Origin of the sequence: Streptomyces sp. NPDC048734 (genome assembly GCF_043198675.1) — a bacterium.
GTDB lineage: Bacteria > Actinomycetota > Actinomycetes > Streptomycetales > Streptomycetaceae > Streptomyces.
The window spans coordinates 225143-245326 of sequence record NZ_JBICUZ010000012.1 but is presented as its reverse complement, the minus strand read 5'-3'; the positions used below and the strand labels follow the sequence as shown (position 1 = coordinate 245326).

Sequence of the window (20184 nt, the reverse complement as noted above, 5' to 3'; positions counted from 1 at the left end):
CTGTCCTGGAAGGAACGGACGAGGACCTCGTAGAAGACGGCACGCTTGAACCAGTCGGGATCGCGGTCCTTGGCCGGGGTGTCCTCGAAGGTGTCCTGGACGGGGGAGTTGACGGTCATGACGCTCTGGGGTCTCCGCTCTGCGCTGTGGGTGTCACCGGACGTGGAACACGTGGGCCGGTGTCCGGCCGGGCTCCAGGCGCACGTAGTTGTCGCTGCCCCAGTGGTAGGTCTCGCCGGTGAGCTCGTCGCGCACCGGCACGGACTCGTGCCGGTCCAGGCCGAGTTGCGGCATGTCCAACGAGACCGTGGCCTCCTGGGTGTGGTGGGGGTCGAGGTTGACCACGACGAGCACCGTGTCCTCGCCCCTGCGCTTGCTGTAGGCGATGACGGAGGGGTTGTCCGTGCCGTGGAAGTGCAGGTCGCGCAGTTGCCGCAGTGCGGGGTGGGTCCGGCGGATCTCGTTGAGGCGGGTGATGAGGGGGGCGATGGTGCGGCCCTCGCGTTCGGCGGCGGCCCAGTCGCGGGGGCGCAGCTGGTACTTCTCGGAGTCGAGGTACTCCTCGCTGCCCGGCCTGAGGGGGGTGTTCTCGCACAGCTCGTAGCCGCTGTACAGGCCCCAGCTGGGGGAGAGGGTCGCGGCCAGCACCGCGCGGGCCTCGAAGGCGGGACGGCCGCCGTGCTGGAGGTGGGCGTGCAGGATGTCGGGGGTGTTGGGGAAGAAGTTGGGCCGCATGTAGGCGGCCGCCTCGCCCGACAGCTCGGTCAGGTACTCGGTGAGCTCTTCCTTGGTGTTGCGCCAGGTGAAGTAGGTGTAGGACTGCTGGAAGCCGATCTGCGCGAGGGTGTGCATCATCGCGGGCCGGGTGAACGCCTCGGCCAGGAAGATCACGTCCGGGTCGGTCCGGTTGATCTCGCCGATCACCCGCTCCCAGAACACCACCGGCTTGGTGTGCGGGTTGTCCACCCGGAAGATCCGCACGCCGTGGTCCATCCAGTGCCGCAGCACCCGCAGCGTCTCCCTCACGATGCCGTCCATGTCGGCGTCGAAGGCGATCGGGTAGATGTCCTGGTACTTCTTCGGCGGGTTCTCGGCGTAGGCGATCGTCCCGTCCGGCCGGTGGTGGAACCACTCCGGGTGCTTGTGCACCCACGGATGGTCCGGCGAGCACTGCAGCGCGAAGTCCAGCGCCACCTCCAGACCCTCCTCCCGCGCCCGCTGCACGAACCAGTCGAAGTCCTCGATCGTGCCGAGATCGGGGTGCACGGCGTCGTGACCGCCCTCCGGCGAACCGATCGCCCACGGCACCCCCACGTCCTCGGGGCCGGGATCGAGGGTGTTGTTGCGGCCCTTGCGAAACGTCGTGCCGATCGGGTGGACCGGCGGCAGGTAGACCACGTCGAAGCCCATCGCGGCGATCGCCGGCAGCCGCCGCGCCGCCGTGCGGAACGTGCCGTGCGGCCGCTCCGGGGTCCCCTCCGAACGCGGGAAGAACTCGTACCAGGAGCCGTACAGCGCCCGCTCCCGCTCCACCAGCAGGGGCATGGCGGCACTCGCGGAGACGAACTCCCGGAAGGGGTGGCGGGCCAGGACCACGTCCACCTCGGGCGCCAGCGCCGCCGCGTACCGCTCGGTCACCGGGAGCGAGTCGTCGAGCAGCCTGCGCGCCGCCTCCCGCACCACGGTCCGCGCCGGGCCGCGCGGCACCCGGGCCGCCACGCGCTCGTAGAGGTGCCCGCCCTCCTCCAGGACCAGCCCCGTGTCGATGCCCGCGGGAATCTTGATCTCCGCGTGCCGGCGCCAGGTCGTGACGGGATCGCTCCAGGCCTCCACGGTGTACGTCCAGCGGCCCACCTCGTCGAGCGTCACCTCGGCACCCCAGCGGTCGGTGCCCGGCGCGAGTTCGCGCATCGGCGTCCACGGTCCACGGCGGCCGTCCGGGCCCTTGAGGACCACGTTCGCGCCGACGGCGTCGTGACCCTCCCGGAACACCGTCGCGGTGATCTCGAACGTCTCGCCGCTCACGGACTTGGCCGGCCGCCGGCCGCACTCCACGCGCGGATGGACGTCCCGCACCGGGATACGGCCGATCGCTCTGGTGGACCTCACGCTGCACCTCCGCTGTACTGAAAAAGGTTTCCGTCGCCCGCTGCTGGTGCCCCGGCCGAAGCGGCCGGGGTCCTACCGCTCCGCCGCCAGACGCAGCGTCGGCCGGGTCGTCGCGAGCCGCGCGACGCCGTTCCTGCGGATCGCCCCGCCGCGCAGGAGCCGGGTGTCCGCGCCCGCGCGCAGGTACTGCTCAGCGGCGTCCGCGGCCTCCCGCGCGCAACGCTTGCCCATCAGCACGCACAGGGTGTATCCGCAGTCCTCGAAGGTGGCCCGCACCGCGCGGTCGCCCGGGCGCGCGAGCATCACGCGTTCCCAGGCGCGGTAACTGCGCAGACGTCTGGCGACTTCGGTCTTCGCTGGTAGCAGCATGGCGCTGTTCACCTTCCGGGAGTTCGAGAGGTACGTCGCCCCGCGGCGAGCGGGTCGGCCATGTAAGCAGAGGTGCGAAACCGTCAAACCTCCCGAGGCCTTCACTTATGGTGCACGGCCCACCACTCAACGTCCTGTTGGATCTTGGTTGTGGTGCGCTCGTGTTGCACGAATGGCGTAGCAGCCCCATGGTGGTTGTGACTCAGGAGCGACCAATGCTCACGCTTCGTGTTCGGGGCTCGGCCCGCCGGGCCGAGAAGGAGCGGAGCCTCGCCGGTGAGGAGACGAACGACGATGAAGACCGCAGTCCCCTGCTACTACCACCTCGACGTGGACGTGAGCCCGGACCGGGTCCGGCAGGTCAGGCGCATCCTGGCCGCACACCTGAGGTACTGGGACCTCGAAACGCTCGTCGAGCCCGTCTGCGGTGGAACCGAGATGCTGCTCAGCGCGATCGACGAGCACGCCACGGACAAGCACACCTCCGTCGAGCTGTGGTGGAACGGCCAGCACCTGATCACGGCGATCGGCGGCGACGACCGGGACCTGCGCCCGGACCAGGACCTGCGGGCCTGCCTCGAGAGCATCGCCGCCATGAGCGACGGCTGGGGCTGCTGCGCCACCGACACCGGCAGCAAGGTCATCTGGTTCTCGCAGCGCGCCCGCGCCGGCGAGCGCGTCCCGCTGGTGCCGACCCTCCCCGAGCGGAACCTGCGCGAGATGCTCCAGGTGCCGCGCGAACTGCCGGTCGCGGCCCTCGCCGCCACGGAACAGACGCACGGCGTCCTGGAGGGCGTCCGGTGACCTCCCGGCCGTACCGGAGTGCAGGGGTGCCCGCCTGGAGCGGGCACCCCTACCCGTTGGGCGCCGACTTCGACGGCAGCGGCACCAACTTCGCCCTGTTCAGCGAGGTCGCGCACCGCGTCGACCTCGTCCTCCTCGACGACGACGGCGGCAGCCGCGAGGTGCCGCTGGCCGAGGTCGACGGCTTCGTCTGGCACGCCTACCTGCCCGGCGTCGGCCCCGGACAGCGCTACGGCTACCGGGTCCACGGCCCCTGGGACCCGGCCGCCGGCCACCGCTGCAACCCGGCCAAGCTCCTCCTCGACCCCTACGCCCGAGCCGTCGACGGACAGATCGACAACCACGCCTCACTGTTCGAACGGGCCGGGGAGCGCCCCGACCCCGGGGACAGCGCCGGACACACCCTGCTCGGCGTGGTCACCGACCCGGCCTTCGACTGGGGCGGGGACCGGCCCCCACAGCGCTCCTACGCCGACACGGTGATCTACGAGGCCCACGTGCGGGGCCTGACCCGCACCCACCCCGACGTCCCGCCCGAACTGCGCGGCACCTACGCCGGCCTCGCCCACCCCGCGGTCACCGGGCACCTCACCTCGCTGGGCGTGACGGCGATCGAGCTGATGCCCGTCCACCAGTACGTGCAGGACGGCTTCCTGACGGACCGGGGCCTGTCCAACTACTGGGGTTACAACACCATCGGCTTCTTCGCCCCGCACAACGCCTACGCCGCCCACGGCACCCGCGGCCGGCAGGTCGCCGAGTTCAAGGCGATGGTGAAGGAGCTGCACGCGGCCGGCCTCGAAGTCATCCTCGACGTCGTCTACAACCACACCGCCGAGGGCAACGAGAAGGGCCCCACCCTCTCCTTCCGCGGCATCGACAACGCCTCGTACTACCGCCTGGTCGACGGGGACTGGTCGCACTACTACGACACCACCGGCACCGGCAACAGCCTGCTGATGCGCCACCCCCACGTCCTGCAGCTGATCATGGACTCGCTGCGGTACTGGGTCACCGAGATGCACGTCGACGGGTTCCGCTTCGACCTCGCGGCCACCCTGGCCCGGCAGTTCCACGAGGTGGACAGGCTCTCGGCGTTCTTCGACCTGATCCAGCAGGACCCGGTGATCAACCGCGTGAAGCTGATCGCCGAGCCGTGGGACGTCGGCGAGGGCGGCTACCACGTGGGCAACTTCCCGCCCCTGTGGTCGGAGTGGAACGGCCGCTACCGCGACACCGTACGGGACTTCTGGCGGACCGAACCGGGCTCGCTCGGCGAGTTCGCCTCCCGCCTGACCGGCTCCGCCGACCTGTACGCCCACAACCGGCGCCGCCCGCGCGCCAGCGTCAACTTCGTCACCGCGCACGACGGGTTCACCCTGCGCGACCTCGTCTCCTACAACGACAAGCACAACGAGGCCAACGGCGACGACAACCAGGACGGCGAGAGCGACAACCGGTCCTGGAACTGCGGGGCCGAGGGCGACACCGACGACCCTGCCGTGCTGGAACTGCGCGCCCGCCAGCAGCGCAACCTCCTCGCCACCCTGCTGCTGTCCCAGGGCATCCCGATGATCTGCCACGGCGACGAGATGGGCCGCACCCAGCGCGGCAACAACAACGCCTACTGCCAGGACAACGAGGTCTCCTGGATCGACTGGCGGCCGGCCCGGGAGCGGCGCGACCTCGTGGACTTCACCCGGCGTCTCATCGCCCTGCGCTCGGCCCACCCCGTGCTGCGGCGGCGCCGCTTCTTCCGCGGCGAGACCGTCACCCACGCCGGGCAGCCGCTGCCCGACCTGGTGTGGCTGCTGCCGGACGCCCGCGAGATGACCGACCGCGACTGGCAGCGCTCCGACGCGCACTGCGTGGGCGTGTTCCTGAACGGCGACGCCATCGCCGAACCCGGCCCGCGCGGCCGGCCCGTCGTCGACGACTCCTTCCTGCTGCTGCTCAACAGCTACTGGGAGCCGGTGGTGTTCCGGCTGCCCGGTGCCGGGTACGGGGAGCGCTGGGCGGTCCGCGTCGACACGGTGGAGCCGGACGGCGGCCCCGACGAGACGGAGTACAAGGCGGGCGCGGAGGTGACGGTGGAGGCCCGCGCCCTCATCGTGCTCTCGAGGCCGCCGCGCCGCTCGGAGTAGGCGGCCGCACGGGCGCTCAGCGGCCGCGGCGCGAGGTCACCGTGAACTGGGCGCCGTCGGGATCGCGCAGTACGGCCTCGTCGGCGCCCTTGGCCAGCACGCTGCCGCCGTGCCGTTCGGCGTCCCGAGCACAGGCCGCCACGTCCGGCACCGCGAAGTGGACCTGCCAGTGCGGCCGGATCGTCGGGTCGGGGGCCGCCTCCAGGGCGCCCGACTCGATCCGGGCCACGACGTCGCCCCGGCTGCGCAGCACCACCTCGCCGCCCTCGTAGTGCACCTCGCAGCAGCCCGGCCGGTCGCTCGCCCAGTCGAGGATCTCGCCGTAGAAGATGGCGGAGTCGAAGGCGTCGCGGGTGTGCAGCCGGATGAACGCGGGAGCGGCCTGCCGCCAGGCCTCCCAGTTGCCGACCAGGGAGCCCTCCCACACACCGAAGGTCGCGCCGTCCCGGTCGGCCAGCAGCGCCGCCCGGCCCGGCGGCAGCGAGATCGGCCCGACGGCGACCGTGCCGCCCCGCTCCCGCGCGCGGGAGGCCGCCACGTCCGCGCTCGGCACGGCGAAGTACGGCGTCCAGGCCACCGCCATCTGCCACACCGAGGCGACGCCGGCGATGCCGGCCACGGGCACGCCGTTCACCAGGGCCGTACGGAAGTGGTCGCCGAGGCTGCCCCGACGCCAGTCCCACCCGAGGACGGCCCCGTAGAACCTCTGGGTGGCCTCCATGTCCCGGCTGGTCAGGCTCACCCAGCAGGGCGCACCGAACACGGAGTGCGTGGAGACGACCTCCGTCGCACCGGGGGCGGCATGGGAGCGGTGATGGTTCATGGCACTCGCGTTCCTGGTCGATCGGCGGTCTGCGGCATGCCACCAGTGTCCCGCCGGACCCTTCCACGGCGCCTGCCGAGCGGCCCGGTGGCACGATGGAGGTGTGCGCCGAGTACCGGGCGAGTCCCCTCGTGAAACGGACCGCGTCGTCGAACTCCAGCGGGAGGTCGGCCGGCTCAAGGACGCCGTGGCCTCGCACGCCGTGGTGGACCAGGCGATCGGAGTGATCGTCGGGCTGGGAAGGATGACGCCGGACGGGGGGTGGACGGTGCTGAAGGAGGTCTCCCAGCACACGAACATCAAGCTGCGCAACGTCGCGGAGCTGATCCTCCTCTGGGGCCGCAGCGGGCAGATGCCCGACGAGATCCGCGCGGAGCTGGAGGACGCGGTGGACCGTCACGGCCCCACCCGGATTCCCGGCGCGTCGCCGCTGGAGCGCCGCCCGCCGGCGTGATGTCCGGTCTGCGCCCGGTCCGTCGCCCGCCGGCGTGACGTCCGCTCTGCGCCCGGCCCGGCGCCGCTTGCCCCGCCGCCTGACGCGGTGACGCGGTGACGCGGTGACGCGGTGACGCGGTGACGCGGTGACGCGGTGACGCGGTGACGCGGTGACGCGCGAGCATGCCGCGTCGGCCCATGCCGGGTCAGTGGGGGCCGGCGGCGATCTCCTCGCGCAGCCGCTCGAAGCATCCGCTCAGCAGACGGGAGACGTGCATCTGCGAGATGCCGAGCTGCTCGGCGATGCTGCTCTGGGTCATGCCGCCGAAGAAGCGCAGGTACAGGATGGTCCGCTCGCGTTCCGGCAGGGCCCGCAGACACGGGGCGACGGCCACCCGGTCGAGGACGGTGTCGTACCCCGGGTCGGGGTCGCCCAGGGCGTCCTCCAGCGCGTAGCCGTCGGTGCCGGGCATCTCGGCCTCCAGCGACAGCGCGGAGAAGCACTCGAGGGCCTCCATGCCGGTGCGGACCTCGTCCTCCGTCAGCTGCGCGTACTCGGCGATCTCGGCGAGGGTCGGGGCCCGTCCCGACGTGGTCTGCGAGAGGTCCTTCGCGGCGTGCCGCACCCGGTTGCGCAGGTCCTGGACCCGGCGCGGGACGTGCAGCGTCCACATGTGGTCGCGGAAGTGGCGCTTGATCTCGCCGGTGACCGTCGGTACCGCGTAGGCCTCGAAGGCGCGACCGCGGTCCGGGTCGTAGTGGTCGACGGCCTTGACGAGTCCGAGGGCCGCCACCTGGTAGAGGTCTTCGAGGGACTCGCCGCGCCCGCGGAAGCGGACGGCTATGCGTTCGGCCATGGGCAGCCAGAGGCGGACCAGTTCGTCGCGGAGCGACTGGCGTTCGGGGCCGTCGGGGAGCCGGGCGAGCCGGGCGAAGGTCTCGGCGGTGTCCGGTGCGTCGTCGTGGGGGTGCCGCTTGGTTCTGATGGTGGTACGCATCAGGCGTGCCTCCCTCAGGTGGGTGCCGGTGGATGGACGGACACCGTGGGAAGCACGCTCGCTCGGACCTGGGGGAAATCTCCCGGGGCCCGTCGGCGGGTTCCCACAGAGGTGCCTCCTGTCCGAAGCACTTCCGGCTGATGCCCGTTCTGTGCGATCTAAAACAGATAATCCCATTTAGCCTGGTTGAGTGCACTTCCTCCGTCGGGCGGCCGTCCGCCGTCGCCGGTCTCGCCGACGGGGAGAGCGGCTTCTTCCTCCCCCGCGTCCTCGCCGGGGCACGGGCGGACGCGTCGTCCGGGCTCTCGGTGCCGTCGATCTTGGCCGCGACGTGATGTGCGGCACTCCCGCCGTGCCGCCCGCGCGGCCCGGAACGGGATCCTTCCTGCGCACGGCTTGATCACCGATCAAAAGGGGTGAAGGCCCTGGCCGCACCGCATTCCGCTCATTTGACAGTGCGCCGAGCCCACGGATAGGAAGCAGCCCGTAGAAGTCGAGAGGTGGACTGTGTACGAGCCGAACGTGGTCGGGGACTGGCACGAGTACGACGAGCATGCCGGTCTGCGGGTCCGCGTCCACCGTCTGGAGCCGGCGGAGCCGCCCCGGGGACGCGACGACGCGGCCGAGGGGCTGACGTATTTCACCCTGCGGGTGACCGTCGAGAACCGCGGCGAGCAGAGCATCGGCGTCCACCTGGAGGACGGGCAGATCGACGTGCGGATCGGCCCCGACGGCGAGAGCGCCTTCATCGACTGGCGCAACTCGCAGTTCATCGAGGGGTTCGACGTCTACCCGCTGCGCCGCGCCACCGCCGTGCTGTACGCCGCCGGGCCCGAGGCCGCGCTGGGCCAGGTCGACGTGCAGATCCAGCTGCGCGTCGACGAGGAGTGGGCCGGGCGGCGGATGTGGGTCGGCGGCGTCGGCCTGCACGAGGGGCCCGCCGGGGCCCCCGCCGCGGTCCGCGACAGCCTGGCGCGCCAGGTGAGCAACTTCCTGCGCGACCAGGCCGAAGAGGGCACCGCCTGACGCACCGCCCGACGCCCCGTCCCGCTCAGTGCGGGATGCCGTCGATGATCTCGCGAGCGCCCTGACGCAGCAGCGCGACGGCCACCGACGTGCCGAGCGTGGCCGGGTCGAGGCGGCCCGCCCACTCGTGGGCGTTCAGCCGGGTCTTGCCGTCCGGGGTGAACACGCACGCCCGCAGGGAGAGTTCGCCGCCGCGGTCCACCTGCGCGAAACCGGCGATGGGGCTGTTGCAATGGCCCTGCAGGACGTGCAGGAACATCCGTTCGGCGGTGGCCTCCCGGTGGGTCGCGGGATCACCGAGCCCGCTGACCGCGTCGATCAGGTCGTCGTCGCCCGCACGGCACTGCAGGGCGAGGATGCCCGCGCCGATGGGCGGCATCATCGCCTCCGGCGAGAGGACCTCGCTGATCACGTCCGGCCGCCCGATGCGCTCCAGGCCCGACACCGCGAGCAGCAGCGCGTCCGCCTCGCCCGCCGCGAGCTTCGCCAGCCGCCGGTTGGCGTTGCCGCGGAACGGCACGCACTCCAGATGCGGGTGGGTGGTGGCCAGTTGGGCGACCCGGCGCACCGAGGAGGTGCCGATCCGGGTCCCCGCCGGGAGTTCGTCGAGGGTGAGCCCGCCCGGGTGCACGAGGGCGTCACGGATGTCGTCCCGCTTCAGGAACGCCGCGAAGACCGTGCCGGCCGGGAGGGGCCGGTCCGCCGGGACGTCCTTGACGCAGTGCACCGCCAGATCGGCCTCGCCGGCCAGCAGGGCCGCGTCGACCTCCTTGGTGAACGCGCCCTTCCCCTCGACCTGGGACAGGTCTCCCAGCCACTTGTCACCGGTGGTCCTCACGGGGACGACCTCGGTGCGCACACCGGGATGCAGCGCGGCCAGCTCCGCGCGGACGCGCTCCACCTGGGCCAGGGCCATGGGCGAGTCACGGGAGACGATGCGGATCAGTTCCGGAACGGACATGCGGGACACGATAGACCCTCGGGAGGGCCGCTGTTCGACGCTCGGGGCGAAGCGCGTCCTGCCCCGGGCGCGGGATCACGCCGGGAGCGGGCGCGCCGGTCCCGCGGCCGGACCCGCGTCCCGCTCGGGTCCCGCGCCCCGGGGCCGGCCCCGGTCACCGGGTCACGCGTACGCGTCGAAGGCGATCCCGGCCGGCTTGGCCGAGTTGAGGTGGTTGCCGAAGCTGTCGTCCCTCAGGCCGAAGTGGGCGCTGCCGAAGTCGTAGGCGGCCAACTTCTCGCGCACGCCCGCCGGGTAGCCGTTCCAGCCGACCAGCGGCGGGTACTGCCAGGTGCCCTTGTGGTTCTCCGGCGGTTCGTCGCCCGAGCCGGCGAGCCGGAAGCAGTGCGTGCTGATGCCGTCCTTGTGGTAGACGACCTTCGCGTGGGTACCGTCGAAGCGGACCCCGGAGGCGGCGGTGACGGTGAACGAGCCGTGGTTGGACGTCGAGACGTACTTCACCGCGTTGTTCTGCACCCACACCACGACGTGCTCCCAGTCGTGCCGGTGTCCGCCGATGCTGGTGCCCGCCAGCGCCTGGTCCTTCTCGAAGTACAGGCCGTACAGGTAGGCGCACCAGCCGTTGTTGCACTTGTGGCGGGAGTAGCTGTTGGTGTTGTCGAGGTCCGAGGCGTCACGGCAGTTGCCGTTGAGGGCGCCGGTCGGGTTGAGACCGCCGTTGACGGTCCCGTCGGGGCCGATCGCGGGGGTCGAGTAGCAGCCGTCCGTGTCGTAGTCGAAGGCGGGCAAGTACGCGCGCTCGCCCGCTTCGGCGTTGGCCGGGAGGGCCGTGGGCGGCGCGGCGTACGCGACCGTGGGGACGGCGACGACGAGCGCGGCGGCACCGGCGAGACCGGTGAGCCATCTCCTGCGGTGCTTCTTGAACGTGGGTGACGACACTGCGTCCTCCTCAGGACCGGGCGCAGCCGAACGGCTGTGGGGGAAAAGGGAGTTCAGCTTCCCCGATCTCCAGTTCCGCGCCAAGGGGCCGCGGGCGTCCCGGTGGTGAAGCGCAGCCCAATAAATGACTTCTGACACCATGTCAGGAGACTTGGGGGTCCGGGAGGTCTGCCGAGGACTCCTCGGGCGTCAGACCGGTGCGCAGCCGGAGTCAGGACGGCCGGCGCGGCACCCCCGCCCGGTCCGGATGCCGCGGCGGACCTCGCCGACCGGAGAGGCCCGTACCCGGCGGGCGCCCGGCGCCGCGTCGAAGGGACACACCCCGGTCGCGGCGGCCCGCGGCAGACAACCGTCCGCCGGCCACGTCACGTCGGACGGCGCCTGGTGCACCAGGTCCACGCGGTGGTCGCGGCGAGCCGTGCCGCCTTCCCCGGCGCCAGGGCCGGACCCGTCCGGGACCGGTGCAACCGGAAGCCGGCGCGGCCCTGCCCGTTCGGACCGAGACCCTCCTCGTCCGGCAGCACGGCCGCCGTGGTGCCGAGCGAGGGCGCCGACCGGCGCGCGCAGTTCGGGGCAGGCCCCGCTGACGTCCTCGCCGGGGCGGGCGTGCGGCACGAGGGTGCCGTCACCGGGGAGGTGGACCACCGCCCGCTGCCCGTCCTGCTCGGTCTCGTGCGCCCGGCGCGCGTCCCGGGCCCGAGGCGGCAGGGCGCCGGGGCGGCGAGCACGGGGGCGATCAGCGGCAGGTCCACGGGGGACGTGTCGCCGGGCCCGTGCCGTGGCGCCCCGGCCGACGGGGTTCCCCTGGCCGGAGGCGGTGGCCCGGCCATCCGGGCGGCCGGGACCGGCCGGCGGACCGGTCCCGCCGGTCAGAGGTGGTTGCCCGGCGGCAGCGGCGGAGCCTGGACCAGGCCCGTCTGGTAGGCGATGACGACCAGTTGGGCACGGTCACGGGCGCCCAGCTTGGTCATGGCACGGTGGACGTGGGTGCGCACGGTCAGCGGGCTCACGAACAGCTTCTCGGCGATCTCGTCGTTCGAGTGGCCCTCGGCCACCCAGGCCATCACCTCGCGTTCGCGTGCGGTGAGCACGGACAGGTCGTCGGGCGCGGCCAGCCGGGCGCCCTCGGCGGGGGAGGTGAGGAAGCGGGTGATCAGGGCACGGGTGGCGAGCGGTGACAGCAGGGACTCGCCGGAGGCCACGGTGCGGATGCCGTCGAGGAGGACGTCGGCGGTGACGTCCTTGCCCAGGAAGCCGCTCGCGCCGGAGCGCAGCGCGGCGGCGACGTACTCGTCGATCTCGAAGGTCGTCAGGATCAGCACGCGCGTGGCGGACAGGTCCGGGGCGGCGCAGACCGCGGCGGTGGCGGCGAGGCCGTCGGTGCCGGGCATGCGGATGTCCATCAGGACGACGTCCGGCCGGTGTTCGCGGGTCAGTCCGACCGCTTCGGCGCCGTCGGCGGCCTCGGCGACGACCTCCATGTCGTCGCAGGAGTCGATGAGGATCCGGAAGGTGGCCCGCAGCAGGGCCTGGTCGTCGGCGAGCAGTACGCGGATGGTCATGGCGTCCGTTCTCGGGGTCCGTACCGCGGGCCGGTCGGGGTACCCGGCCGTGGTCCGGGAGAGGGCTGCCTCCATGGTGACGGACGCGGCGCCCGGTGTCGTCGTGCGGTCGCCGCAGGTCCGGCGTACTCGTCCCGCCGTACGGTCCGCCGCGCCAGTACGCCGGGAGGGGGACTCCGGCCCGCGCGGATGAGCCGCCACCACCGCCGCCTTCCCCCGCACGGACGACGACTCCCTGGCCCGCACCGTCGGCGCGGACTGCGGACTGCGGACTGCGGACTGCGGACTGCGGACTGCGGACTGCGGGCAGCTGGCCGGGGCACGGACGGACGGCGTTTGCCGGGCCCCGCCTGACGCCGGGCCCCGCCTGACGCCGGGCCCCGCCTGACGCCGGGCCCCGCCTGACGCCGGGCCCCGCCTGACGCCGGGCCCCGCCCCGCGGGCCGGGCCCCACCGACGGAGCGGTTTCTACTCTCCGGTAATCTCGCGCGTCAGGCCGTCAGAGGAGAGAGCCGTGACCCGGTCCCACCGTTCACCCCTGTTGCTCGCGGGCCTCCTGGCCTCCGCGGGCGTCGCCCACTTCGCCGCGCCGCGCACCTTCGACGCGATCGTGCCGCGCGCCCTGCCGGGTTCGCCACGGATCTGGACGTACGCGAGCGGTGCCGTCGAACTGGCCCTGGCAGCCGGTATCGCCCTCCCCGCGACCCGCAGGAGGACCGCGCTGGCGACGGCCGCGTTCTTCGTCGGCGTCTTCCCCGCCAACGTCAAGATGGCCGTGGACTGGCGGCAGCGCCCGGCCCCGTTCAAGGCCGCCGCCATCGGTCGGCTGCCCCTTCAGGTGCCCCTCGTGCTGTGGGCCCGCAATGTCGCACGGAACACGCCGAAGACGGGGGGAACCTCGTGAGCAAGGCACTCGAGACCGGTGACCTGGTCGAGGACTTCGCGCTGCCGGACGAGACCGGCACCGTCCGCAGGCTCACCGAACTGCTCGCCGAGGGACCCGTCGTCCTCTTCTTCTACCCCGCCGCCCTCACCGCCGGCTGCACCGCGGAGGCCTGCCACTTCCGCGACCTCGCCGCCGAGTTCGCCGCCGTCGGCGCGCGTCCCGTCGGCATCAGCGGCGACTCCGTGGACCGGCAGCAGGAGTTCGCCGGCCGCCACACGCTCGGCATGCCGCTGCTGTCCGACGCCGACGGCACCGTGCGGGAACTCTTCGGCGTGAAACGCGGCTTCTCCCTGGCCCCCACCAAACGCGTCACCTTCGTCATCGGCCAGGACCGCACCGTCCTGGCGGCCGTCCGCAGCGAACTGCGGATGAACACCCACGCCGACCGCGCCCTGGAGGCGCTGCGCGCCCGGCGCACCTGAGAGCCGCGGGGCCGTCCCGCCGCGGTGGACGCGACGGGACGCGACGGGAGAGCAACGGGACGCGACGGGAGAAGAGGCCGCTCGGGACGGCTCGGCGCACGCCGGCCTCCGCCCGGTGGTCACCGAGCCGTTCCCGTCCGCCCCTGAGGGTTTCCTTTCCGGAGGGTGCCGGAGCCCTCGCGGGCGCCCCGGCTCAGAACTCCTCGTGGCTCTCCGGATCCCCGCCCAGCCGCCGGGGCGTCCGGTCCGCGATCGCCGCCATCTGCGCCGCCCCCAGCTCGAAGCCGGACACGTCCAGGTTGGCCCGCTGCCGCTCGGGGTCCGAGGACTTCGGGATGGGCACCGCGCCGAGCTGGAGGTGCCAGCGCAGGACCGCCTGGCCGGGGGTGACACCGTGGGCCTCGGCGACGGAGACCACGGCCGGGTCCTCCAGCAGGGCCGAGCCGCGGCCCAGCGGGCTCCAGCTCTCCGTGACGATCCCCTTGGACTCGTGGAAGGCGCGCAGCGCGTCCTGCGGGAAGAGCGGGTGCAGCTCGATCTGGTTGACGGCGGGCAGCGCACCCGTCTCCTCCTCCAGCCGCTCGATGTGCGCGGCGGTGAAGTTGGAGACGCCGATCGACCTGACCAGCCCCTCCTCCCGCAGTCTGATCATGGCGCGCCAGGAGTCGACGTACCTGTCGACGCGGGGCAACGGCCAGTGGATCAGGTACAGGTCGATCCGGTCGAGGCCGAGCCGTCGGCGGGACTCCTCGAAGGAGGCCAGGGTCTCGTCGTAGCCGTGGTGGCGGCCCGGCAGCTTCGTCGTCACCACGATCTCCTCGCGCGGCACCCCGCCGCGCGCGATCCCGCGGCCCACGCCGGTCTCGTTGCGGTAGTTCGTCGCCGTGTCGATCAGGCGGCAGCCCAGGCCGAGCGCGCCCGCCACCGCCTCCTCCGCCTGCGCGTCGTCCATCGGCCAGGTGCCGAGACCGATCGCCGGCAGGGTCGTTCCGTCGTTGAGCGTGCGGGCGGGGACGTGGTTCACCATCAGGCCTTCCCTCGGCTGTGTCGTCCCCCCACCCTCGCCGAGGGGCCGGGGATATCTCAACCGGAGGGGCGGGGCGGGACGGGGCGGGGACGGAGGCGCTGTCGTCACGTCGTCGATTCGCTGTCACGATCTTCGAGGAGCCGTACCGGCGACGAGGACGAGCGGAGCGCGCATGACGACCGGGTTCGACAGCGAGGCGGGGAACGGGGCGAGGGACGTGGCACAGGGCATGGCAGGGGGCGCTTCGGCGCACCCGACGGTGTACGCGGCACTCGACGAGGCGCTGGAGGAGGCCGTACGGGACGCCGGTCTGACGCTCCGGCCGGCCGCCGGGCACATCGGCGCCGACATCGACGGCGTCGACCTGGCCGACGGCCTCGGCGACGCACAGGTCGCCGCGATCAGGGCGGCGGTGCTGCGCTGGAAGGTGGTCTTCTTCCGCGGACAGCGCCTGGACCACGCCGGGCACGTGGCGTTCGCCCGCCGGTTCGGCGAACCGGTCCTCCTGCCCAGGCGCGGCAGCGCCTCCCCGGCGGACTTCCCCGAGATCGAGACCACCGCCGACCGGCTGGAACTCGGCGGCCGGTTCGGCATGGAGCACGACGAGTGGCTACGGCGCCGCCGCCACACCCTGCTGCGCGGCTGGCACTGCGACCACGGCGCGCGCGTCGACCCGCCCGCCGCGACGATCCTGCGCGCCGAGACCGTCCCCCCGTACGGCGGCGACACCACCTGGTCCAACCTGGCAGCCGCCCACGCGGGACTCTCGGAGCCCCTGCGCCGCTTCGTCGAGGGACTGCGCGCCGAACACCGCCTCGGCGTGGGCTACCAGCCCCGCCCCGGCGACGACGCCTACGTCCGTCACCTCCTCGACCACCAGGTCGCCTCCGTGCACCCGCTGGTACGGGTCCACCCCGAGACGGGCGAGCGGATCCTCAACGTCAACGGCTACTACGTCGAGCAGATCGCCGGCCTCTCCCGCGCGGAGAGCGCCGCGATCCTGGAGCTGCTGCTGGCGGAGGCGACCCGCCCCGAGTACACGGTGCGCTTCCGCTGGGAACCGGGCAGCGTGGCCTTCTGGGACAACCGCGCCACCATCCACCTCGCCCCGGCCGACAACGCCCACCTCGGCTTCCCGCGCACCATGCACCGCGTGATGCTCGCGGGAGACGTCCCGGTCGGCGTGGACGGCAGGCCGTCGCAACCGGTCACGGGGACGGAGCCGGGCCGCTGGTGAGACCGCCGCCCGGCACCCGTCGGCACCGCCGCCCGGCACCCGTCGGCACCGCCGCCCGGCACCCGTCGGCACCGCGGCCGTTCTCAGCCGCCCGGCTTCCACCCCGGTGCTGGCCCCAGCGCGGTCCCCAGCTCGATGCGGCCGGTGCGCTGCGAGGCTGCCGCCAGGACGGCGACGGAGGAGGAGATGCCGTACTGGAGGTGCCGGTGGCGCAGCCAGGCGCTGTCGAAGCCCGGCCGCTCGCCCAGCTCGACGATCTCCAGCGTGGTCTCGTGCCCGCGGCGCGGGTCGGCCTCGTCGAACAGGCCGATGGCGAGGAAGCCCAGCTTGCGCAGCGGGCGGAGGGCGATCGGCATCGGTTCCTCCCTCGTCGACGGCGGGCACCGCACACACCGTGCTCAGGCGATTGCCGCAGCAAGGGGTCAGGGCAGGGGTATGACGACCTCGTCCTCGACCGGCGGGTCCAGCTCCTGCGCGCGGTTGCCGGTGGCCGCGAAACACCGCAGCCGCACGCTCGTAACAACCGGGCGGGGCGGGAGGGATGGTGACCGGGTCCCGGGCCCCGAGCGGACGTCCCGCACGCGTGCTCCCCGCGCGTGCGGGACGTCGGCCGCTCCCGGTTCAGCGGGTCGCGTCCTCAGTTCAGCGGGTCGAGCGTCAGGTACGCCTGGAGCGGCGACCCGTCGTGCACGAGCGACTCGTGATGGCCGACGTCGTCGAAGGCGAACGCGTACGCCTTCCCGTCGACCGTCTGCGCGTGGATCGCGCGGGCGTAGTGGTTGGTCACCGCGTCCTGGTAGAAGCCCGCCGACGTGGTGTCCGGCTGGTTCGCGTTGGCCAGCAGGGTGGACCGGTGGAACCCGGCGCACAGGGTGCGGGAGATCGGCCCGCGCACGGCGTCGTTGGGGGCGTCCAGCAGGCGGTGGCAGCCGAACACGCTGTCCGCGTCGGGCTTCTGGAAGCTGGTGACCACGGCGCCCGACCCGTTGGTGAAGTTCATGACGCCGCCGGAGACCCGGCCGTAGTACCTCGTGCCCGGCTGGTCCGCGAACGGCGTCACCGTCAGCGTCGAGGTCGCGTACTTCTGCCAGACGCGGTTGACGTAGTCGTCCAGCACGGTACGGGGCAGCGCCCCGGTCTCGACGCCGTACAACGGGGACAGGGCCCGCAGGACGGTGCCGTCGGAACGGGTCTGGATCAGGTTCGCCCAGCCACCGGCCTGTCCGCGCAGGGCGTTGAAGAAGCCGTTGTAGCTGCCAGGCTTGAGCCGGCCGGTGCTCACCGTGCTCCCGTCGGCGCGCTGCACACCGACCGCGTAGGGCGCGGAGAACATGTCGACCTGGGTGCTGTTGAGCCACAGCCCCGAGTCGTTGAGCGTGTACTCCGACCAGTTGAACAGGATGTTCCGGTTGGGGTCGGCGGGGTTCTGCACGGCCGGCTGCACGAGCCCGCCCGTGGTCAGCCGGAACACCAGCTTCTGGCCGTACGAGAAGTAGATGCGGCCGGAGAACCTGGGGATCCGGATGGTGGCCGACTGCCCGGCCGCCGGGCCCGTGATGGAGGCGTCCGGCGCCGGAGTGGGCGGGGTGCCGCCGGCGGGCCACGCGTGGAAGGTGCCGTTCGCGTCGGCCCAGCCCTGCTGACCCGTCGTCAGGAGGGTGCCGAGGTTGTAGACGTAGAGGGGTTCGCCCCGCCCCGAGTTGTTGGTGATCTTGAGCGGGACGGTGGCCGGGACGGCGGCTTGGGCCGGTGGCCCCAGGGCGAGCAACGTGCCGACGAGTGCGGCGGCTCCTGCCGCCGCCGCCAGCCGGGACCTGAGTGTGCGAAGCACTCTCCACCTCCGTGCGGGTAGACCTGTGGGGTTGGTCCGTACCTGTCGAGAGCGCTCTCAAAGTCGCATCAGGGTGTGGGCATGTCAATGACTGTGTAGGAGACGTGCACGGGATCCGCACGAAGGGGTGCCCGCGGTGCGCTCGCCGCGGGCACCCGGGCGGCGGTCCCGGCGGAATCCGTGCCGTGGTGGTCGGCGGTCTGCCGGGACTGCCGCGGTAGGCCGAAGCGGTCGACCGAAGCGGTCGACCGAAGCGGTCGACCGAAGCGGTAGGCCGAAGCGGTCGGCCGAAGCCGGTCGCGGGCGACCGGAGCCGGCGGCAGTCGGCGAGCCGCGTCATGGCGTGCTCGACGGTCCAGCGGTGTCGGCCGAGTCGCCGTGGAGTCCCGACGTCCTTGCGGGCGTTGCGGCGCCGGGTACCGGGCGGTGTGCCGGCGCCGCCGTGGGTGCTGCGGGCGTCATGGCCGGGGCTTGTGCGCGAACACCCACCGGTTTCCCTCCAGCGCGTCGTTCGGCTCGGGGAGGGGGCCGCGTCCGTGTCGGCGGGTGAAGTCGAAGGGGGTGTGTACCGAGGCGGACCAGCCCTTGGCCGTCAGATCGCCTGCGGAGTCGGGTCGTGGTCCCTTGTCGAAGAGGTGCAGCAGGTCGATGCCGATCTGTTCTCGTGCCGCCGTGTAGATCGCGCTGTCGCGGTACTCCAGCAGGTCCTTCTCCAGCTTGGCCTCGAACGCCAGCGCGCTGCCTTCGGCGGTCAGCCGGTCCACCGCGTCGACGAGGTACGTCTCGGCGCGGCTCGGCAGGTAGAAGAGCAGTCCCTCGGCCAGCCAGACGCTCGGTGCGGCCGGGTCGAAGCCGGCGCCGGTGAGCACCGTGACCCAGTCGGCGCGCAGGTCGACCGGTACGGGGACGCGCTTCGCCTTCGGGTCGGCCGACAGGTCCGTGAGCACCTGGTGCTTGAACGCCAGCACGCCCGCCCTGTCGACCTCGAAGACCACGCAGTCGGACGGCCAGTCCAGCCGGAAGGCGCGGGTGTCCAACCCCGCGCCCAGCAAGACCACTTGGCGGGCGCCCGTGCGGACCGACCGGAGGAGGAAGTCGTCGAGGACCCTGGTTCGCAGGCCGAAGTAGCGGGCGAACCGGCCCCACAGCGGGTTGCCGTCCCCGTCCGGGACCTCCTCGATGCGCACCGGCCAGTGCGCGCACGCCGGGGCGGCGCGCACGAAGTGTTCCGCGTGGACGTCCTGGGCCAGGCTGTCGTGGCGGTGGGTCTCGATCGCCCGTGCCGCGGCGACCAGGAGAGCGGTCAGGCCCACGCCCGCGTCCACGCCTTCCCCGTCCGTGTGCTGCGACGCCGTGCCGGTCATGTTTCCTCCGTTGGCGGGAGCGGGGGCTGTCGGGTGCCTGCTCGGCCGGTGCGCCGAGTTCGCGGTGCCGCATGTTTCGCTCATCGGCTTCTTCCCTCCGGGAGCAGGACGGGTTTGACCACACGACCCGCCTCGCAGTCGCGTTCGGCCTCGTTGATGTCGCTCAGCGGGTAGGTGCGGATCAGCTGGTCGAAGGGAAAGCGTCCGGCCTGCCACAACCCGGTCAGCCGGGGTATCAGCAGTCCGGGTACGGCGTCCCCCTCGCAGATGTGGCGGATGCCGCGGCCTCCGTCCAACGTGCCCGGTTCGAGTGGCAGCGCGGTGTGGAGCCGTGCCACCAGACCGAGGGTGCCGGTGGGGCGCAGCGCGTGGAGCGCGTCGTTGACGAGCGGGGGCGAGGCCGTGGTGTCCAGCGCGTACTGCGCGCCGCCGTCGGTCAGCCGCCGGATCCGCTCGGGCAGTCCGGCCGCCGCGGCGGGCAGCGGGATCGCACCGAACCGCTCGGCCAGGGCCAGCCGTCCGGGATGCCGGTCGACGGCCACGGTCAGCGCGCCGGCGGCGGTGGCCGCCATCACCCCTGCCAGGCCCACCGCTCCCGCGCCGAAGACCGCGAAGGTGTCGCCGGGGCCGACGCCGAAGGTGTTCAGCACGGCTCCGGCGCCGGTGAGGAAGCCGCAGCCGAGCGGTCCGAGCAGTTCGACGGGCAGTGCGGGGTCGACCCGGACGGCGTTGCGGGCCGGGACGAGCGCGTACCGGGCGAACGAGGACTGGCCGAACCACCGGGGGGCCAGCGCCTGCCCGGTCGCGTCGGTGAGGCGCGGCGTGTCCTCCTCGCGTCCTCCGAAGAGGTTGAGGGAGGCGAAGGAATCGCAGTAGGCGGGGGTCGCGCCGCGGCAGTTCCGGCAGTGTCCGCAGGAGTCGAAGCTCAGCACGACGTGGTCGCCGACGCAGATCTCGGTGTCCGGGCCGCCACCCGTGCGCACCACGACTCCCGCCCCTTCGTGGCCGAGCACCGCCGGCAGCGGGCTGCGGCCGGCTGATCGCCGGACCGCGAGATCGGTCCGGCACATTCCGCAACCCGCGATCTCGACCAGGATCTCCCCGTCGGCGGGTTCCGTGCGCAGGGTCACCTCCTCGACCGCGAACGGGGCATCGTACGAGCGCAGTACGGCCGCCTGGAACCTCAT

18 protein-coding genes and 1 pseudogene are annotated in these 20184 nt (G+C 72.7%); 7 read left to right on the top strand and 12 right to left on the bottom strand.

Annotation, left to right across the window (positions count from 1 at the left end; all coding sequences use genetic code 11):
- Positions 1-153: 153 nt before the first annotated feature.
- Positions 154-2109, bottom strand: coding sequence for an alpha-1,4-glucan--maltose-1-phosphate maltosyltransferase (locus ACGFQC_RS28330; RefSeq protein ID WP_393288849.1), 1956 nt, complete (start codon positions 2107-2109; stop codon positions 154-156).
- Between the two features lie 72 nt (positions 2110-2181).
- Positions 2182-2478, bottom strand: coding sequence for a DUF5133 domain-containing protein (locus ACGFQC_RS28325; protein WP_363089701.1), 297 nt, complete (start codon positions 2476-2478; stop codon positions 2182-2184).
- 294 nt (positions 2479-2772) lie between these two features.
- On the opposite strand from ACGFQC_RS28325, the gene ACGFQC_RS28320 reads away from it, so the two are divergent.
- Both ACGFQC_RS28320 and glgX read left to right on the top strand, forming a co-directional pair.
- The gene (locus ACGFQC_RS28320) at positions 2773-3282 is read left to right on the top strand and encodes a pep a2 (RefSeq protein ID WP_363089700.1); all 510 of its coding nucleotides are present in this window, start codon (positions 2773-2775) and stop codon (positions 3280-3282) included.
- Complete coding sequence (gene glgX, locus ACGFQC_RS28315) at positions 3279-5426, top strand: glycogen debranching protein GlgX (RefSeq protein WP_363089699.1); 2148 nt, start codon at positions 3279-3281, stop codon at positions 5424-5426. Before ACGFQC_RS28320 ends, glgX begins: the two co-directional genes overlap by 4 nt.
- Positions 5427-5442: 16 nt before the next feature.
- On the opposite strand, the gene ACGFQC_RS28310 is transcribed toward glgX, so the two are convergent.
- On the bottom strand, positions 5443-6249 hold the full coding sequence (locus ACGFQC_RS28310) for a VOC family protein (protein ID WP_363089698.1): 807 nt from the start codon (positions 6247-6249) through the stop codon (positions 5443-5445).
- 103 nt (positions 6250-6352) lie between these two features.
- On the opposite strand from ACGFQC_RS28310, the gene ACGFQC_RS28305 reads away from it, so the two are divergent.
- Positions 6353-6703: an ANTAR domain-containing protein gene (locus ACGFQC_RS28305; RefSeq protein ID WP_363089697.1), complete on the top strand. Its 351-nt coding sequence runs from the start codon at positions 6353-6355 to the stop codon at positions 6701-6703.
- 187 nt (positions 6704-6890) lie between these two features.
- Here the strand turns inward: ACGFQC_RS28305 and ACGFQC_RS28300 are convergent, their stop codons facing one another.
- Positions 6891-7682: a SigB/SigF/SigG family RNA polymerase sigma factor gene (locus tag ACGFQC_RS28300; protein ID WP_363089696.1), complete on the bottom strand. Its 792-nt coding sequence runs from the start codon at positions 7680-7682 to the stop codon at positions 6891-6893.
- Between the two features lie 507 nt (positions 7683-8189).
- On the opposite strand from ACGFQC_RS28300, the gene ACGFQC_RS28295 reads away from it, so the two are divergent.
- A complete protein-coding gene (locus ACGFQC_RS28295) occupies positions 8190-8708 on the top strand; it encodes a hypothetical protein (RefSeq protein ID WP_363089695.1) in 519 nt (172 codons plus the stop codon).
- 25 nt (positions 8709-8733) lie between these two features.
- Here the strand turns inward: ACGFQC_RS28295 and hemC are convergent, their stop codons facing one another.
- The 3 genes from hemC to ACGFQC_RS28280 form a co-directional block, all read right to left on the bottom strand.
- A complete protein-coding gene (gene hemC, locus ACGFQC_RS28290) occupies positions 8734-9669 on the bottom strand; it encodes a hydroxymethylbilane synthase (protein WP_363089694.1) in 936 nt (311 codons plus the stop codon).
- A 162-nt stretch (positions 9670-9831) separates the two neighbouring features.
- Positions 9832-10608 (bottom strand): NPP1 family protein, encoded by a 777-nt coding sequence (locus tag ACGFQC_RS28285; RefSeq protein ID WP_363089693.1) that lies wholly within the window; start codon positions 10606-10608, stop codon positions 9832-9834.
- Between the two features lie 869 nt (positions 10609-11477).
- A complete protein-coding gene (locus tag ACGFQC_RS28280) occupies positions 11478-12170 on the bottom strand; it encodes a response regulator transcription factor (protein ID WP_363089692.1) in 693 nt (230 codons plus the stop codon).
- 514 nt (positions 12171-12684) lie between these two features.
- Here ACGFQC_RS28280 and ACGFQC_RS28275 point away from each other — a divergent pair.
- Together ACGFQC_RS28275 and ACGFQC_RS28270 are read left to right on the top strand one after the other, a co-directional pair.
- The gene (locus tag ACGFQC_RS28275) at positions 12685-13074 is read left to right on the top strand and encodes a hypothetical protein (RefSeq protein WP_363089691.1); all 390 of its coding nucleotides are present in this window, start codon (positions 12685-12687) and stop codon (positions 13072-13074) included.
- Positions 13071-13538, top strand: coding sequence for a peroxiredoxin (locus ACGFQC_RS28270; protein ID WP_363089690.1), 468 nt, complete (start codon positions 13071-13073; stop codon positions 13536-13538). The genes ACGFQC_RS28275 and ACGFQC_RS28270 overlap by 4 nt, the downstream gene beginning before the upstream one ends.
- Positions 13539-13731: 193 nt before the next feature.
- Here the strand turns inward: ACGFQC_RS28270 and ACGFQC_RS28265 are convergent, their stop codons facing one another.
- Complete coding sequence (locus ACGFQC_RS28265) at positions 13732-14565, bottom strand: aldo/keto reductase (RefSeq protein ID WP_363089689.1); 834 nt, start codon at positions 14563-14565, stop codon at positions 13732-13734.
- 229 nt (positions 14566-14794) lie between these two features.
- On the opposite strand from ACGFQC_RS28265, the gene ACGFQC_RS28260 reads away from it, so the two are divergent.
- Positions 14795-15802 (top strand): TauD/TfdA family dioxygenase, encoded by a 1008-nt coding sequence (locus ACGFQC_RS28260; RefSeq protein ID WP_363089716.1) that lies wholly within the window; start codon positions 14795-14797, stop codon positions 15800-15802.
- Positions 15803-15897: 95 nt separating this feature from the next.
- Here ACGFQC_RS28260 and ACGFQC_RS28255 read toward each other — a convergent pair.
- The 4 genes and pseudogenes from ACGFQC_RS28255 to ACGFQC_RS28240 form a co-directional block, all read right to left on the bottom strand.
- Positions 15898-16158 (bottom strand): annotated as a pseudogene (locus tag ACGFQC_RS28255) (LLM class flavin-dependent oxidoreductase); the annotation flags it as partial.
- A gap of 281 nt (positions 16159-16439) precedes the next feature.
- Positions 16440-17633: a glycoside hydrolase family 64 protein gene (locus ACGFQC_RS28250; protein WP_363089688.1), complete on the bottom strand. Its 1194-nt coding sequence runs from the start codon at positions 17631-17633 to the stop codon at positions 16440-16442.
- Between the two features lie 458 nt (positions 17634-18091).
- Positions 18092-18997, bottom strand: a complete 906-nt coding sequence (locus tag ACGFQC_RS28245) for a class I SAM-dependent methyltransferase (RefSeq protein WP_363089687.1) — start codon at positions 18995-18997, stop codon at positions 18092-18094.
- 80 nt (positions 18998-19077) lie between these two features.
- On the bottom strand, positions 19078-20184 hold the full coding sequence (locus tag ACGFQC_RS28240) for an NAD(P)-dependent alcohol dehydrogenase (protein WP_363089686.1): 1107 nt from the start codon (positions 20182-20184) through the stop codon (positions 19078-19080).